The sequence below is a fragment of the Vibrio azureus genome (assembly GCF_002849855.1).
In the GTDB taxonomy this organism is placed as follows: Bacteria; Pseudomonadota; Gammaproteobacteria; order Enterobacterales; family Vibrionaceae; genus Vibrio; species Vibrio azureus.
In genome coordinates this window covers 1-17,368 of record NZ_CP018616.1, presented here as the reverse complement: position 1 = coordinate 17,368, position 17,368 = coordinate 1, and the positions used below count along the sequence as shown (strand labels likewise).

Annotated in this window: 4 protein-coding genes, 7 tRNA genes and 6 rRNA genes; 16 read left to right on the top strand and 1 reads right to left on the bottom strand. The window is 47.5% G+C overall.

Features of this window, described 5'->3' with window-relative positions:
- Positions 1-5: 5 nt before the first annotated feature.
- On the bottom strand, positions 6-2,177 hold the full coding sequence (gene fadB / locus BS333_RS00085; protein ID WP_021709679.1) for a fatty acid oxidation complex subunit alpha FadB: 2,172 nt from the start codon (positions 2,175-2,177) through the stop codon (positions 6-8).
- Positions 2,178-2,443: 266 nt separating this feature from the next.
- Here fadB and BS333_RS00080 point away from each other — a divergent pair, with 266 nt between their 5' ends.
- The 16 genes from BS333_RS00080 to BS333_RS00005 all read left to right on the top strand — a co-directional run bounded on the left by BS333_RS00080 (position 2,444) and on the right by BS333_RS00005 (position 17,095).
- On the top strand, positions 2,444-3,064 hold the full coding sequence (locus tag BS333_RS00080; protein WP_021709678.1) for a YigZ family protein: 621 nt from the start codon (positions 2,444-2,446) through the stop codon (positions 3,062-3,064).
- A gap of 45 nt (positions 3,065-3,109) precedes the next feature.
- Positions 3,110-4,567: a TrkH family potassium uptake protein gene (locus BS333_RS00075; protein ID WP_021709677.1), complete on the top strand. Its 1,458-nt coding sequence runs from the start codon at positions 3,110-3,112 to the stop codon at positions 4,565-4,567.
- 9 nt (positions 4,568-4,576) lie between these two features.
- On the top strand, positions 4,577-5,104 hold the full coding sequence (gene hemG / locus BS333_RS00070; protein ID WP_021709676.1) for a menaquinone-dependent protoporphyrinogen IX dehydrogenase: 528 nt from the start codon (positions 4,577-4,579) through the stop codon (positions 5,102-5,104).
- Positions 5,105-5,618: 514 nt separating this feature from the next.
- Positions 5,619-7,170, top strand: a 16S ribosomal RNA gene (locus BS333_RS00065).
- Positions 7,171-7,259: 89 nt separating this feature from the next.
- Positions 7,260-7,335, top strand: a tRNA-Glu gene (locus tag BS333_RS00060).
- Between the two features lie 19 nt (positions 7,336-7,354).
- Positions 7,355-7,430, top strand: a tRNA-Lys gene (locus BS333_RS00055).
- A gap of 29 nt (positions 7,431-7,459) precedes the next feature.
- Positions 7,460-7,535, top strand: a tRNA-Val gene (locus BS333_RS00050).
- 387 nt (positions 7,536-7,922) lie between these two features.
- Positions 7,923-10,811 (top strand): 23S ribosomal RNA (locus tag BS333_RS00045).
- Positions 10,812-10,939: 128 nt separating this feature from the next.
- Positions 10,940-11,056 (top strand): 5S ribosomal RNA (gene rrf / locus BS333_RS00040).
- 403 nt (positions 11,057-11,459) lie between these two features.
- Positions 11,460-13,011, top strand: a 16S ribosomal RNA gene (locus BS333_RS00035).
- Positions 13,012-13,115: 104 nt separating this feature from the next.
- A tRNA-Ile gene (locus BS333_RS00030) sits at positions 13,116-13,192 on the top strand.
- Between the two features lie 42 nt (positions 13,193-13,234).
- Positions 13,235-13,310: transfer RNA gene (locus tag BS333_RS00025), tRNA-Ala, on the top strand.
- A gap of 336 nt (positions 13,311-13,646) precedes the next feature.
- Positions 13,647-16,535, top strand: a 23S ribosomal RNA gene (locus tag BS333_RS00020).
- Between the two features lie 128 nt (positions 16,536-16,663).
- Positions 16,664-16,780 (top strand): 5S ribosomal RNA (rrf, locus tag BS333_RS00015).
- The 16S, 23S and 5S rRNA genes sit together here with 7 tRNA genes alongside, the layout of an rRNA operon.
- A 106-nt stretch (positions 16,781-16,886) precedes the next feature.
- A tRNA-Asp gene (locus BS333_RS00010) sits at positions 16,887-16,963 on the top strand.
- A gap of 55 nt (positions 16,964-17,018) precedes the next feature.
- Positions 17,019-17,095 (top strand) — tRNA-Trp (locus tag BS333_RS00005).
- Positions 17,096-17,368: the final 273 nt, after the last annotated feature.

Sequence of the window (17,368 nt, the reverse complement as noted above, 5' to 3'; positions counted from 1 at the left end):
CCTTCTTAGATAGAACCTTGCTGTTGTGCGCCGTAAAAGCTTTCGCCTTTCTCCGCCATATCAATCAGCATCTGTGGTACTTGGTACATCGCACCGAGCTCTGAGTATTGTTTTGCCATAGCAACAAACTCAGCAATGCCCACACTATCTAGGTAGCGGAAAACGCCGCCTCGGAATGGAGGGAAACCTAGGCCATAAACGAGCGCCATGTCCGCTTCTTGAGGGGTTGCGATAATACCTTCTTGCAGACACAGTACGACCTCATTGATCATTGGAATCATCATACGTTGTATGATGGTTTGATCGTCAAAGACCTGTTTATCAGAACAAACGTCAGCGAGTACTGGCAAGATCTCTTCAGAGAAGGTTTTCTTTGGTTTACCTTTTTTATCAATGGTGTAGCTGTAGAAGCCACTGCCATTCTTCTGACCATATTTATTGGCTTCGAACAGGGCATCGATCGCGTCACGGTCTTGTTTACCCATACGCTCAGGAAAACCTTGCGCCATCACGGCTTGTGCGTGGTGAGCGGTATCAATGCCAACAACATCCAGTAAATAAGCCGGTCCCATTGGCCAGCCAAATTGACGTTCCATGACTTTATCGATTTGAGTGAAATCTGCGCCATCACGCAGTAGCATACTGAAGCCACCGAAATATGGGAACAATACGCGATTGACGAAGAAGCCTGGGCAGTCATTAACCACAATTGGTGATTTACCCATTTGGGCTGCATACGCGACAACGCGATTAATGGTTTCGTCAGAGGTATCTTGCCCTCGTATGATTTCGACCAGTGGCATGCGATGTACAGGGTTAAAGAAGTGCATACCACAGAAATTCTCTGGGCGTTTGAGTGATTTCGCCAATAGGTTAATTGGAATAGTTGAGGTGTTTGAGGTGATAACCGTATCGTCGCCAACATGGGTTTCTACTTCACTCAAAACTGCCGCTTTTACTTTCGGGTTTTCAACCACGGCTTCAACAATCACGTCCGACTCTTCAATACCCGCGTAATGGAGGCTTGGGGTGATAGATGCTAAAATTCCAGCCATTTTAAAGCCATCAATGCGGCCACGAGATAGACGTTTGTTCAGTAGTTTAGATGCTTCGTTCATGCCCAAGTTAAGCGAGGCTTGAGCGATATCTTTCATCAAGACAGGGACGCCTTTGAGCGCGGATTGGTAAGCAATACCGCCGCCCATAATACCTGCTCCAAGTACGGCGGCACGCTGGGTATCTTTATTTGCAGATCTAGCCGCTTTTTTGGCAAGGCCTTTAATGTATTGGTCATTAAGAAATAAACCAACTAAAGATTTCGCCTCTTCAGATTTTGCCAGTTTAATAAAATGTTGGCGTTCAATATCAAGCGCTTCATTTCTTGCACAACATGCCCCTTGTTCTATGGTTTTCACCGCTGTTATTGGTGCTGGATAGTGCGGGCCTGCTTTTTGTGCTACCAAGCCTTTTGCAGTAGTGAAGCTCATCATCGCTTCTAGCTTACTCAATTGCAGAGGCGATGTTTTTTGTTTGCGTCGCTGTTGCCAATCTAACTGCTCGTTAATGGCAGCAGTGAGTGTTGCCAAGGCAGAATCGTAGAGCGCATCTGTTTCTACAACCGCATCGATCAAACCAAGCTTTAAGGCTTCATCTGCACGACATGCTTTGCCTTGCGTGATGATCTCCATCGCACTATCTGCACCAATCAGTCGAGGCAGGCGCACACAACCTCCAAACCCAGGCATGATGCCTAACTTGGTTTCGGGTAAGCCGATGCTGGTGGTGCGGTCTCCGATACGAAGGTCGGTGGCGAGTACACACTCACAGCCTCCACCAAGGGTGTGGCCTTTAAGGACGGAAACAGTAGGGACGGGTAAATCTTCCAGTTTATTGAAAATGCTATTGGCAAATTGCAGCCACTGATCGAGCTCTGAATCTGTTTTAGCGAACAGGCCCAAAAATTCAGTGATGTCGGCACCCACGATAAAGGCGTCTTTATCAGAGGTCAGCATTAATCCTTTTAGTCCTTGGTGGGACGTTAGGGCATCTAAAGCTTTATCCAGCGACTCTAGGGTAGCGAGGTCAAGCTTATTAACAGATTTTGGAGAGCAGAAGCACAGTTCTGCAATGCCAGCTTGTATTTCCTTTACCTGAAGGGTTTCGGCTTGGTAAATCATTGTCTATCTCCATGACATACAATCTTGGATTGTCTGTATATCGTTTCAATGTAGGTAATTGCCCTAGGGCTGATATCGTCGATATAGAGGAAAGTCGTTGCTTTATTATTCTGGTTTGACCAGTTCTTTAATTCTGAACGTCTATTTGTATAAATTCAATACATTTTTTAAACAACTGTTTAACATTGTGCGCTGTGGCCAATCTTGTGCGACGCTGAAATCAATCTCATGGTAGACTTTATCCAAAGAAAAAATGATGCAACGTTATGAATGAACAGCCTTATCTAATTCCAGCCGAATCGATTCAGTTTGAAGAAGAAATAAAAAAGAGCACCTTTATTACTTATTTAGCCCATACCCCTAGCATTGATGCTGCAAAAGCGTTTATTGAACAGGTCAAATCCCGGCATGCTGATGCTCGACATAATTGCTGGGCATTCGTAGCAGGAAGGCCAGAAGACTCAATGAAATGGGGATTTAGTGATGATGGTGAGCCTTCTGGTACCGCAGGAAAGCCTATCTTAGCGCAGTTATCTGGCTCGGGTGTTGGCGAGCTCACCGCGGTTGTGACTCGCTACTATGGTGGTATTCGGCTTGGTACGGGAGGGTTGGTTAAAGCTTATGGTGGCGGGGTGCAACAAGCACTCAAACAGCTTCAAACAATTGAGAAAAAAATAACCATAAAAATTAGAGTCGAGTTAGACTATGGGTTTATGCCTATCGCACAGTCACTCATGTCTCAATTTGGTGCGGTTGAAATTGATGCCAAATACAGTGGTTCGGTTGTGCTCATTGTTGAGATCGAACGGCGTGAATTGACCGCCTTCACTCAAGCTATCATCAATAAAAGTGCTGCAAAGGCCATTGTGACACCATTAAAAGGTTAATAATGAAAACTAATAAGCTACAGAGGCAGCTTCGCTAGTCAATCCATGCAATTTCGTTCAATTATTCGAATCGTCGGGCTATTACTCGCACTTTTTAGTGTCACTATGCTTGCCCCAGCTTTAGTCGCTCTGATCTATCGAGATGGAGCGGGCGTGCCTTTTATGGTCACTTTCTTTGTTTTGCTTTTATGCGGAGGTGCGTGTTGGTTTCCTAATCGCCGCCACAAACATGAGTTAAAAGCTCGCGACGGCTTTCTTATTGTTGTGCTTTTTTGGACAGTCTTGGGTAGTGCCGGGGCGATGCCTTTTTTGATCGCTGATAATCCGGGCGTTTCTATCACAGATGCTTTCTTCGAATCTTTTTCAGCTCTGACAACGACGGGGGCGACTGTTATTGTTGGATTAGATGAGCTACCCAAAGCGATTTTGTTCTACCGCCAGTTATTACAATGGTTTGGTGGGATGGGAATCATCGTCTTGGCGGTGGCTATTCTTCCTGTGCTTGGTATCGGTGGGATGCAGCTATATAGAGCAGAAATCCCAGGTCCTGTAAAAGACACCAAAATGACGCCACGAATTGCGGAAACAGCTAAAGCGCTTTGGTATATCTATTTAAGTTTGACTATTGCGTGTGCTGTTGCGTTCTGGTTAGCGGGTATGACTCCTTTCGATGCGATCAGTCACAGCTTCTCAACGATTGCGATTGGTGGCTTTTCTACGCATGATGCCAGCATGGGATATTTTAATAGTTACGCGATTAATATGATTACGGTCGTTTTCTTGTTGATCTCAGCATGTAATTATTCATTGCATTTTGCTGCGTTTGCTTCTGGTGGCGTGCATCCCAAATATTACTGGAAAGACCCAGAGTTCCGAGCATTTATCTTTATTCAAGTGGTGCTATTTTTGGTTTGTTTCCTGCTATTACTCAAACATCACTCCTATGACTCTACCTATGATGCGTTTGATCAGGCTTTATTTCAGACGGTATCGATTTCTACTACCGCAGGTTTCACCACCACAGGTTTTGCCGATTGGCCATTATTTTTACCTGTTTTATTGTTGTTTTCTTCATTTATTGGAGGGTGTGCTGGTTCCACTGGTGGTGGAATGAAAGTGGTCCGAATTTTACTTTTAACCCTTCAAGGGGCTCGAGAGCTAAAGCGCCTTGTCCATCCTCGAGCAGTCTACATCATTAAAGTCGGTGGCAGCGCGCTCTCGCAACGAGTGGTTGACGCGGTGTGGGGATTTTTCTCTGCATACGCACTGGTATTCGTGGTATGTATGTTGGTCTTGATAGCAACGGGTATGGATGAGCTTAGTGCCTTCTCTGCTGTAACGGCAACATTGAATAACTTAGGGCCAGGGTTAGGGGAGGTATCATTGCATTTTGCTGAAGTTAACGATACAGCCAAATGGGTGCTGATCATATCGATGCTCTTTGGTCGTTTAGAAATCTTTACTTTACTTATTTTGTTAACACCAACATTTTGGCGTAGTTAAGGAGTCACCTTGAAAAAAGCATTGTTTTTATACTCCTCTCGAGAAGGTCAAACTAAAAAAATTCTCGGCTACATTGAGAATCAGATGACAGAGTTCGATTGCGAAATCGTCGACTTACATAACGTTGGTACGGTTAACTTTGGAGAGTACGATAGAGTTTTGATTGGGGCTTCTATTCGTTATGGCCACTTAAATAAGAAGCTCTATGAGTTTATAAAACGAAATCTCGCTCAATTGAATGAACATAAAGTGGCTTTTTTTTGCGTCAACCTGACTGCCCGTAAAGAAGACCAAGGTAAAGATACACCTGAAGGTAGTGCTTATATTCGTAAGTTCCTAATAAAGTCACCTTGGCAACCTGAGCTAATCGGAGTGTTTGCTGGTGCTCTGTATTACCCGCGTTACAATTGGTTCGACAAGATGATGATTAAATTCATTATGTCGATGACTGGTGGTGAAACCGACACGGCCAAAGAGGTTGAGTATACAAACTGGGAAAAAGTCACTCTTTTTGCAAATAAGTATAAAGAATTGTAGAAATAACCTACAATTTTAACCGCTTTTGTTGATAATTCATTCGAATGATAAGAAAAAACAAAAAAAGCATAAAAAAGGGCTTGCCAATGTGATCGCAATCTCTATAATGCCACCTCACTGACACGGCAACGCTCCGAAGCTTAAGTTTCAAAGGCAAGTCGTTAGTTAGTAAGCCAATTAGCCAAGCGGAAACGCTAAGAAAAAGTTTGAAAAAAAGTGGTTGACACTAAACTTTAAATCGCTAAAATGGCTGTCCGATTTGAGCATGGCTCAATAGGAAAGCTCTTTAACAATATAGACCTATCAATCTGTGTGGGCACTCGTTGATGATAATCCAATTAGAAGCTTCGGCTTCAAATTAGGTTTCAATGATACGAAGTGACCATTGAGTCGAAAGACTCAGCACAGTCAATTCATTATCATTCTGTTGGAATGGTAATAGCTTTAAAATTACTTCTTACTTTTGAGTAAGGATGAGTTTTGAAGTCAGTATTCATTGAGCCGAAAAAACTTTAAATTGAAGAGTTTGATCATGGCTCAGATTGAACGCTGGCGGCAGGCCTAACACATGCAAGTCGAGCGGAAACGAGTTATCTGAACCTTCGGGGAACGATAACGGCGTCGAGCGGCGGACGGGTGAGTAATGCCTAGGAAATTGCCCTGATGTGGGGGATAACCATTGGAAACGATGGCTAATACCGCATAACGCCTACGGGCCAAAGAGGGGGACCTTCGGGCCTCTCGCGTCAGGATATGCCTAGGTGGGATTAGCTAGTTGGTGAGGTAAGGGCTCACCAAGGCGACGATCCCTAGCTGGTCTGAGAGGATGATCAGCCACACTGGAACTGAGACACGGTCCAGACTCCTACGGGAGGCAGCAGTGGGGAATATTGCACAATGGGCGCAAGCCTGATGCAGCCATGCCGCGTGTGTGAAGAAGGCCTTCGGGTTGTAAAGCACTTTCAGTCGTGAGGAAGGTAGTGTAGTTAATAGCTGCATTATTTGACGTTAGCGACAGAAGAAGCACCGGCTAACTCCGTGCCAGCAGCCGCGGTAATACGGAGGGTGCGAGCGTTAATCGGAATTACTGGGCGTAAAGCGCATGCAGGTGGTTTGTTAAGTCAGATGTGAAAGCCCGGGGCTCAACCTCGGAATAGCATTTGAAACTGGCAGACTAGAGTACTGTAGAGGGGGGTAGAATTTCAGGTGTAGCGGTGAAATGCGTAGAGATCTGAAGGAATACCGGTGGCGAAGGCGGCCCCCTGGACAGATACTGACACTCAGATGCGAAAGCGTGGGGAGCAAACAGGATTAGATACCCTGGTAGTCCACGCCGTAAACGATGTCTACTTGGAGGTTGTGGCCTTGAGCCGTGGCTTTCGGAGCTAACGCGTTAAGTAGACCGCCTGGGGAGTACGGTCGCAAGATTAAAACTCAAATGAATTGACGGGGGCCCGCACAAGCGGTGGAGCATGTGGTTTAATTCGATGCAACGCGAAGAACCTTACCTACTCTTGACATCCAGAGAACTTTCCAGAGATGGATTGGTGCCTTCGGGAACTCTGAGACAGGTGCTGCATGGCTGTCGTCAGCTCGTGTTGTGAAATGTTGGGTTAAGTCCCGCAACGAGCGCAACCCTTATCCTTGTTTGCCAGCACTTCGGGTGGGAACTCCAGGGAGACTGCCGGTGATAAACCGGAGGAAGGTGGGGACGACGTCAAGTCATCATGGCCCTTACGAGTAGGGCTACACACGTGCTACAATGGCGCATACAGAGGGCAGCCAACTTGCGAAAGTGAGCGAATCCCAAAAAGTGCGTCGTAGTCCGGATTGGAGTCTGCAACTCGACTCCATGAAGTCGGAATCGCTAGTAATCGTGGATCAGAATGCCACGGTGAATACGTTCCCGGGCCTTGTACACACCGCCCGTCACACCATGGGAGTGGGCTGCAAAAGAAGTAGGTAGTTTAACCTTCGGGAGGACGCTTACCACTTTGTGGTTCATGACTGGGGTGAAGTCGTAACAAGGTAGCGCTAGGGGAACCTGGCGCTGGATCACCTCCTTATACGATGATTATTACGATGAGTGTCCACACAGATTGATACGGTTTATAAAGTAAAAGAGAAAGAACATCCCCAAGATGTTCAACTTAGTGTCCCGTTCGTCTAGAGGCCTAGGACACCGCCCTTTCACGGCGGTAACAGGGGTTCGACTCCCCTACGGGATACCACTTCTTTTTGAAGTAAAATGGGTCGTTAGCTCAGTTGGTAGAGCAGTTGACTTTTAATCAATTGGTCGCAGGTTCGAATCCTGCACGACCCACCATTCTCTCCACGAGAATGAAAAAACAATGTGGGCGATTAGCTCAGTTGGGAGAGCACCTGCCTTACAAGCAGGGGGTCACTGGTTCGAGCCCGGTATCGCCCACCATTCTCTAAGTATTTTTGGATAAATTAGCCAAACCACTTCAGTAAAAAGTATGTGGTTGGAATTTTTGTCGCCGAAAGGCCAAGCAAAAGTCTTTAGAAAATGACCATTAAGGTTCATTGCTCTTTAACAATTTGGAAAGCTGACAGATAACAATTTGATTGATTGTTATCTAATAAAAGTTCTCAAATCCTATGTCTTTTAAAGATGTAGGTACCAATACACATTCAAGTGTTCTTGGGTTTTACTTCATTTTTAATCAATGAAGCAAAACATATTTGAGTCCGGCAAAATCGAACGCTATCTCGCTCATTCAAATAATGAGATAGCAAACTTTGGTTGTTTAAACAACAAGCTCAAGATTTCTTCTGAAACTCTTTGGGGTTGTATGGTTAAGTGACTAAGCGTACACGGTGGATGCCTTGGCAGTCAGAGGCGATGAAAGACGTAGTAACTTGCGATAAGCCCAGATTAGGTAGTAACAACCATTTGAGTCTGGGATTTCTGAATGGGGAAACCCACGTGCATAAGCACGTATCGTTATGTGAATACATAGCATAACGAGGCGAACCGGGGGAACTGAAACATCTAAGTACCCCGAGGAAAAGAAATCAACCGAGATTCCGAAAGTAGCGGCGAGCGAAATTGGATTAGCCCTTAAGCTTTTTATGCGTCAGGTGAAACTTCTGGAAAGTTGTGCGATACAGGGTGATAGCCCCGTAACCGGCAACGCATTTAAAGTGAAATCGAGTAGGGCGGGACACGTGATATCCTGTCTGAATATGGGGGGACCATCCTCCAAGGCTAAATACTACTGACTGACCGATAGTGAACCAGTACCGTGAGGGAAAGGCGAAAAGAACCCCTGTGAGGGGAGTGAAATAGAACCTGAAACCGTGTACGTACAAGCAGTAGGAGCCCACTTGTTGGGTGACTGCGTACCTTTTGTATAATGGGTCAGCGACTTATATTCAGTGGCAAGGTTAACCATCTAGGGGAGCCGTAGGGAAACCGAGTCTTAACTGGGCGCTCAGTCTCTGGATATAGACCCGAAACCAGGTGATCTAGCCATGGGCAGGTTGAAGGTTGAGTAACATCAACTGGAGGACCGAACCGACTAATGTTGAAAAATTAGCGGATGACTTGTGGCTAGGGGTGAAAGGCCAATCAAACCTGGAGATAGCTGGTTCTCCCCGAAAGCTATTTAGGTAGCGCCTCGGACGAATACTACTGGGGGTAGAGCACTGTTAAGGCTAGGGGGTCATCCCGACTTACCAACCCTTTGCAAACTCCGAATACCAGTAAGTACTATCCGGGAGACACACGGCGGGTGCTAACGTCCGTCGTGGAGAGGGAAACAACCCAGACCGCCAGCTAAGGTCCCAAATTACTACTAAGTGGGAAACGATGTGGGAAGGCTCAGACAGCCAGGATGTTGGCTTAGAAGCAGCCATCATTTAAAGAAAGCGTAATAGCTCACTGGTCGAGTCGGCCTGCGCGGAAGATGTAACGGGGCTAAGTAGTAAACCGAAGCTGCGGCAATGCACTTTGTGCATTGGGTAGGGGAGCGTTCTGTAAGCCGTTGAAGGTGTGTTGTAAAGCATGCTGGAGGTATCAGAAGTGCGAATGCTGACATGAGTAACGATAAAGGGGGTGAAAAACCCCCTCGCCGGAAGACCAAGGGTTCCTGTCCAACGTTAATCGGGGCAGGGTAAGTCGACCCCTAAGGCGAGGCCGAAAGGCGTAGTCGATGGGAAACGGGTTAATATTCCCGTACTTCTTACAATTGCGATGGGGGGACGGAGAAGGCTAGGTGGGCCTGGCGACGGTTGTCCAGGTTCAAGTGCGTAGGCTGAGAAATTAGGTAAATCCGGTTTCTCTTAAGGCTGAGACACGACGTCGAGCTACTACGGTAGTGAAGTCATTGATGCCATGCTTCCAGGAAAAGCCTCTAAGCTTCAGATTGTAAGGAATCGTACCCCAAACCGACACAGGTGGTCGGGTAGAGAATACCAAGGCGCTTGAGAGAACTCGGGTGAAGGAACTAGGCAAAATGGTACCGTAACTTCGGGAGAAGGTACGCTCTCGACGGTGAAGTCCCTCGCGGATGGAGCTATTGAGAGTCGCAGATACCAGGTGGCTGCAACTGTTTATTAAAAACACAGCACTGTGCAAAATCGTAAGATGACGTATACGGTGTGACGCCTGCCCGGTGCCGGAAGGTTAATTGATGGGGTTAGACTTCGGTCGAAGCTCTTGATCGAAGCCCCGGTAAACGGCGGCCGTAACTATAACGGTCCTAAGGTAGCGAAATTCCTTGTCGGGTAAGTTCCGACCTGCACGAATGGCGTAATGATGGCCACGCTGTCTCCACCCGAGACTCAGTGAAATTGAAATCGCTGTGAAGATGCAGTGTACCCGCGGCTAGACGGAAAGACCCCGTGAACCTTTACTACAGCTTGGCACTGAACATTGACCCTACATGTGTAGGATAGGTGGGAGGCTTTGAAACCAGCACGCCAGTGTTGGTGGAGCCGTCCTTGAAATACCACCCTTGTAGTGTTGATGTTCTAACGTCGACCCCTTATCGGGGTTGCGGACAGTGCCTGGTGGGTAGTTTGACTGGGGCGGTCTCCTCCCAAAGCGTAACGGAGGAGCACGAAGGTGGGCTAATCACGGTTGGACATCGTGAGGTTAGTGCAATGGCATAAGCCCGCTTGACTGCGAGAATGACAATTCGAGCAGGTGCGAAAGCAGGTCATAGTGATCCGGTGGTTCTGTATGGAAGGGCCATCGCTCAACGGATAAAAGGTACTCCGGGGATAACAGGCTGATACCGCCCAAGAGTTCATATCGACGGCGGTGTTTGGCACCTCGATGTCGGCTCATCACATCCTGGGGCTGAAGTCGGTCCCAAGGGTATGGCTGTTCGCCATTTAAAGTGGTACGCGAGCTGGGTTTAGAACGTCGTGAGACAGTTCGGTCCCTATCTGCCGTGGGCGTTGGAGAATTGAAAGGGGCTGCTCCTAGTACGAGAGGACCGGAGTGGACGAACCTCTGGTGTTCGGGTTGTGTCGCCAGACGCATTGCCCGGTAGCTAAGTTCGGGATCGATAACCGCTGAAAGCATCTAAGCGGGAAGCGAGCCTTGAGATGAGTTCTCCCTGATACATTAAGTATCCTAAAGGGTTGTCGGAGACTACGACGTTGATAGGTCAGGTGTGTAAGCGTTGTGAGGCGTTGAGCTAACTGATACTAATTGCCCGTGAGGCTTAACCATACAACACCCAAAGGGTTTTGATGGACTCAAAGCAAGAACGAATTGAATGTGTAGAGAATCTACTTTTATTAAGTAACCAGCTTTCCAGATTATTTAAATCCTGATAACAGGATTTAAAACAGAATTTGCTTGGCGACCATAGCGATTTGGACCCACCTGATTTCCATCCCGAACTCAGAAGTGAAACGAATTAGCGCCGATGGTAGTGTGGGGCTTCCCCATGTGAGAGTAGGACATCGCCAGGCTTTTAATTTTCTTTTCACTTTTTAAAAAAGTGAAGACAAAATAGCGCACTTGCTTAAGATTTAAGCAAGTCACCATAAAGTTCTAAGTTATTTTAGAGTTTTATGTTGACTTTCAAAGTGGAAAGCGTATTATACGCGCCTCGCTTAAGTGCTAAGGTACTGAAAGCCAAGCTCTTTAACAATATAGACCTATCAATCTGTGTGGGCACTCGTTGATGATAATCCAATTAGAAGCTTTTGCTTCAAATTAGGTTTCAATGAACTGAGTGACCAAACGAGTCGAAAGACTTGGCACAGTCAATTCATTATCATTCTGTTGGAATGGTAATAGCTTTAAAATTACTTCTTACTTTTGAGTAAGGATGAGTTTTGAAGTCAGTATTCATTGAGCCGAAAAAACTTTAAATTGAAGAGTTTGATCATGGCTCAGATTGAACGCTGGCGGCAGGCCTAACACATGCAAGTCGAGCGGAAACGAGTTGTCTGAACCTTCGGGGAACGATAACGGCGTCGAGCGGCGGACGGGTGAGTAATGCCTAGGAAATTGCCCTGATGTGGGGGATAACCATTGGAAACGATGGCTAATACCGCATAACGCCTACGGGCCAAAGAGGGGGACCTTCGGGCCTCTCGCGTCAGGATATGCCTAGGTGGGATTAGCTAGTTGGTGAGGTAAGGGCTCACCAAGGCGACGATCCCTAGCTGGTCTGAGAGGATGATCAGCCACACTGGAACTGAGACACGGTCCAGACTCCTACGGGAGGCAGCAGTGGGGAATATTGCACAATGGGCGCAAGCCTGATGCAGCCATGCCGCGTGTGTGAAGAAGGCCTTCGGGTTGTAAAGCACTTTCAGTCGTGAGGAAGGCGGTAATGTTAATAGCATTATCGTTTGACGTTAGCGACAGAAGAAGCACCGGCTAACTCCGTGCCAGCAGCCGCGGTAATACGGAGGGTGCGAGCGTTAATCGGAATTACTGGGCGTAAAGCGCATGCAGGTGGTTTGTTAAGTCAGATGTGAAAGCCCGGGGCTCAACCTCGGAATAGCATTTGAAACTGGCAGACTAGAGTACTGTAGAGGGGGGTAGAATTTCAGGTGTAGCGGTGAAATGCGTAGAGATCTGAAGGAATACCGGTGGCGAAGGCGGCCCCCTGGACAGATACTGACACTCAGATGCGAAAGCGTGGGGAGCAAACAGGATTAGATACCCTGGTAGTCCACGCCGTAAACGATGTCTACTTGGAGGTTGTGGCCTTGAGCCGTGGCTTTCGGAGCTAACGCGTTAAGTAGACCGCCTGGGGAGTACGGTCGCAAGATTAAAACTCAAATGAATTGACGGGGGCCCGCACAAGCGGTGGAGCATGTGGTTTAATTCGATGCAACGCGAAGAACCTTACCTACTCTTGACATCCAGAGAACTTTCCAGAGATGGATTGGTGCCTTCGGGAACTCTGAGACAGGTGCTGCATGGCTGTCGTCAGCTCGTGTTGTGAAATGTTGGGTTAAGTCCCGCAACGAGCGCAACCCTTATCCTTGTTTGCCAGCACTTCGGGTGGGAACTCCAGGGAGACTGCCGGTGATAAACCGGAGGAAGGTGGGGACGACGTCAAGTCATCATGGCCCTTACGAGTAGGGCTACACACGTGCTACAATGGCGCATACAGAGGGCAGCCAACTTGCGAAAGTGAGCGAATCCCAAAAAGTGCGTCGTAGTCCGGATTGGAGTCTGCAACTCGACTCCATGAAGTCGGAATCGCTAGTAATCGTGGATCAGAATGCCACGGTGAATACGTTCCCGGGCCTTGTACACACCGCCCGTCACACCATGGGAGTGGGCTGCAAAAGAAGTAGGTAGTTTAACCTTCGGGAGGACGCTTACCACTTTGTGGTTCATGACTGGGGTGAAGTCGTAACAAGGTAGCGCTAGGGGAACCTGGCGCTGGATCACCTCCTTATACGATACGGATAGTTTGCTTTCACTTTTTAAAAGTGAAGACAAATGAGTCACGATGAGTGTCCACACAGATTGATACGGTTTATAAGTAAAAGAGACGATACTGGGTCTGTAGCTCAGGTGGTTAGAGCGTTCGCCTGATAAGCGAGAGGTCGGTGGTTCGAGTCCACTCAGACCCACCAATTCTTCCCCAAAAGAATTGGTAAGAGTATCGACACCTTAATGGGGCTATAGCTCAGCTGGGAGAGCGCCTGCCTTGCACGCAGGAGGTCAGCAGTTCGATCCTGCTTAGCTCCACCATCTTTAAGCGCATTTTCTTGAAAAAGACGAGTGCTTTTAAAAATGGTTACTTTATCTTAAGTAATTAGCTCTTTAACAATTTGGAAAGCTGACAGATAACAATTTGATTGATTGTTATCTAATAAAAGTTCTCAAATCCTATATCTTTTAGAGATGTAGGTACCAATACACATTCAAGTGTTCTTGGGTTTTACTTCGTTCTTAACGAATGGAGCAAAACATATTTGAGTCCGGCAAAATCGAACGCTATCTCGCTCATTCAAATAATGAGATAGCAAACTTTGGTTGTTTAAACAACAAACTCAAGATTTCTTCTGAAACTCTTTGGGGTTGTATGGTTAAGTGACTAAGCGTACACGGTGGATGCCTTGGCAGTCAGAGGCGATGAAAGACGTAGTAACTTGCGATAAGCCCAGATTAGGTAGTAACAACCATTTGAGTCTGGGATTTCTGAATGGGGAAACCCACGTGCATAAGCACGTATCGTTATGTGAATACATAGCATAACGAGGCGAACCGGGGGAACTGAAACATCTAAGTACCCCGAGGAAAAGAAATCAACCGAGATTCCGAAAGTAGCGGCGAGCGAAATTGGACTAGCCCTTAAGCTTTTTATGCGTTAGACGAACGGTCTGGAAAGTCCGGCGATACAGGGTGATAGCCCCGTAGTTGACAACGCACATTCAGTGAAATCGAGTAGGGCGGGACACGTGATATCCTGTCTGAATATGGGGGGACCATCCTCCAAGGCTAAATACTACTGACTGACCGATAGTGAACCAGTACCGTGAGGGAAAGGCGAAAAGAACCCCTGTGAGGGGAGTGAAATAGAACCTGAAACCGTGTACGTACAAGCAGTAGGAGCCCACTTGTTGGGTGACTGCGTACCTTTTGTATAATGGGTCAGCGACTTATATTCAGTGGCAAGGTTAACCATCTAGGGGAGCCGTAGGGAAACCGAGTCTTAACTGGGCGCTCAGTCTCTGGATATAGACCCGAAACCAGGTGATCTAGCCATGGGCAGGTTGAAGGTTGAGTAACATCAACTGGAGGACCGAACCGACTAATGTTGAAAAATTAGCGGATGACTTGTGGCTAGGGGTGAAAGGCCAATCAAACCTGGAGATAGCTGGTTCTCCCCGAAAGCTATTTAGGTAGCGCCTCGGACGAATACTACTGGGGGTAGAGCACTGTTAAGGCTAGGGGGTCATCCCGACTTACCAACCCTTTGCAAACTCCGAATACCAGTAAGTACTATCCGGGAGACACACGGCGGGTGCTAACGTCCGTCGTGGAGAGGGAAACAACCCAGACCGCCAGCTAAGGTCCCAAATTACTACTAAGTGGGAAACGATGTGGGAAGGCTCAGACAGCCAGGATGTTGGCTTAGAAGCAGCCATCATTTAAAGAAAGCGTAATAGCTCACTGGTCGAGTCGGCCTGCGCGGAAGATGTAACGGGGCTAAGTAGTAAACCGAAGCTGCGGCAATGCACTTTGTGCATTGGGTAGGGGAGCGTTCTGTAAGCCGTTGAAGGTGTGTTGTAAAGCATGCTGGAGGTATCAGAAGTGCGAATGCTGACATGAGTAACGATAAAGGGGGTGAAAAACCCCCTCGCCGGAAGACCAAGGGTTCCTGTCCAACGTTAATCGGGGCAGGGTAAGTCGACCCCTAAGGCGAGGCCGAAAGGCGTAGTCGATGGGAAACGGGTTAATATTCCCGTACTTCTTACAATTGCGATGGGGGGACGGAGAAGGCTAGGTGGGCCTGGCGACGGTTGTCCAGGTTCAAGTGCGTAGGCTGAAGAGTTAGGTAAATCCGGCTCTTCTTAAGGCTGAGACACGACGTCGAGCTACTACGGTAGTGAAGTCATTGATGCCATGCTTCCAGGAAAAGCCTCTAAGCTTCAGATTGTAAGGAATCGTACCCCAAACCGACACAGGTGGTCGGGTAGAGAATACCAAGGCGCTTGAGAGAACTCGGGTGAAGGAACTAGGCAAAATGGTACCGTAACTTCGGGAGAAGGTACGCTCTCGACGGTGAAGTCCCTCGCGGATGGAGCTATTGAGAGTCGCAGATACCAGGTGGCTGCAACTGTTTATTAAAAACACAGCACTGTGCAAAATCGTAAGATGACGTATACGGTGTGACGCCTGCCCGGTGCCGGAAGGTTAATTGATGGGGTTAGACTTCGGTCGAAGCTCTTGATCGAAGCCCCGGTAAACGGCGGCCGTAACTATAACGGTCCTAAGGTAGCGAAATTCCTTGTCGGGTAAGTTCCGACCTGCACGAATGGCGTAATGATGGCCACGCTGTCTCCACCCGAGACTCAGTGAAATTGAAATCGCTGTGAAGATGCAGTGTACCCGCGGCTAGACGGAAAGACCCCGTGAACCTTTACTACAGCTTGGCACTGAACATTGACCCTACATGTGTAGGATAGGTGGGAGGCTTTGAAACCAGCACGCCAGTGTTGGTGGAGCCGTCCTTGAAATACCACCCTTGTAGTGTTGATGTTCTAACGTCGACCCCTTATCGGGGTTGCGGACAGTGCCTGGTGGGTAGTTTGACTGGGGCGGTCTCCTCCCAAAGCGTAACGGAGGAGCACGAAGGTGGGCTAATCACGGTTGGACATCGTGAGGTTAGTGCAATGGCATAAGCCCGCTTGACTGCGAGAATGACAATTCGAGCAGGTGCGAAAGCAGGTCATAGTGATCCGGTGGTTCTGTATGGAAGGGCCATCGCTCAACGGATAAAAGGTACTCCGGGGATAACAGGCTGATACCGCCCAAGAGTTCATATCGACGGCGGTGTTTGGCACCTCGATGTCGGCTCATCACATCCTGGGGCTGAAGTCGGTCCCAAGGGTATGGCTGTTCGCCATTTAAAGTGGTACGCGAGCTGGGTTTAGAACGTCGTGAGACAGTTCGGTCCCTATCTGCCGTGGGCGTTGGAGAATTGAAAGGGGCTGCTCCTAGTACGAGAGGACCGGAGTGGACGAACCTCTGGTGTTCGGGTTGTGTCGCCAGACGCATTGCCCGGTAGCTAAGTTCGGGATCGATAACCGCTGAAAGCATCTAAGCGGGAAGCGAGCCTTGAGATGAGTTCTCCCTGATACATTAAGTATCCTAAAGGGTTGTCGGAGACTACGACGTTGATAGGTCAGGTGTGTAAGCGTTGTGAGGCGTTGAGCTAACTGATACTAATTGCCCGTGAGGCTTAACCATACAACACCCAAAGGGTTTTGATGGACTCAAAGCAAGAACGAATTGAATGTGTAGAGAATCTACTTTTATTAAGTAACCAGCTTTCCAGATTATTTAAATCCTGATAACAGGATTTAAAACAGAATTTGCTTGGCGACCATAGCGATTTGGACCCACCTGATTTCCATCCCGAACTCAGAAGTGAAACGAATTAGCGCCGATGGTAGTGTGGGGCTTCCCCATGTGAGAGTAGGACATCGCCAGGCTTTAATTCGTTTTCATCTTTTTTTAAAAAAAGATGAAGGCAAAAAAATTAGATATGCGCTTTGAACGACGTATATCGGATAGACAATACATTGTTTATCACCGTGTGGAGCGGTAGTTCAGTTGGTTAGAATACCGGCCTGTCACGCCGGGGGTCGCGGGTTCGAGTCCCGTCCGCTCCGCCACTTATTTAGAAACCTTGCAATGCAAGGTTTTGTTGAATCTACAGTACGTAGAAATAGGGGTGTAGCTCCAATTGGCAGAGCAGCGGATTCCAAATCCGCGTGTTGGGAGTTCGAATCTCTCCACCCCTGCCACATTTAGAAAGCTCATATCGAAAGGTATGAGCTTTTTTATTATCTGTATTTTGGCTGACTATCGCTATATTTATGGTTGGCACTTCTGATAGTGTTGTTGTGCGTGTGATAGTATTGCTATGCTTGCCATAAGTGACACCTGTAACTTTTAAGATATTTGCAATATCGCTATGTTTTTCCTTTATTTGTAAACCTCTTAGAATTTATTAAACGCCTATCTCAAAGTTGACTACAATATGGCTATTCACTGTTAAGGGGAAATTATGGGACAAG

Bases quoted from the DNA above. Each gene is read 5' to 3' on its own strand.
- fadB (WP_021709679.1), bottom strand. From the start codon at position 2,177: ATGATTTACCAAGCCGAAACCCTTCAGGTAAAGGAAATACAAGCTGGC.
- BS333_RS00080 (WP_021709678.1), top strand. From the start codon at position 2,444: ATGAATGAACAGCCTTATCTAATTCCAGCCGAATCGATTCAGTTTGAA.
- BS333_RS00075 (WP_021709677.1), top strand. From the start codon at position 3,110: ATGCAATTTCGTTCAATTATTCGAATCGTCGGGCTATTACTCGCACTT.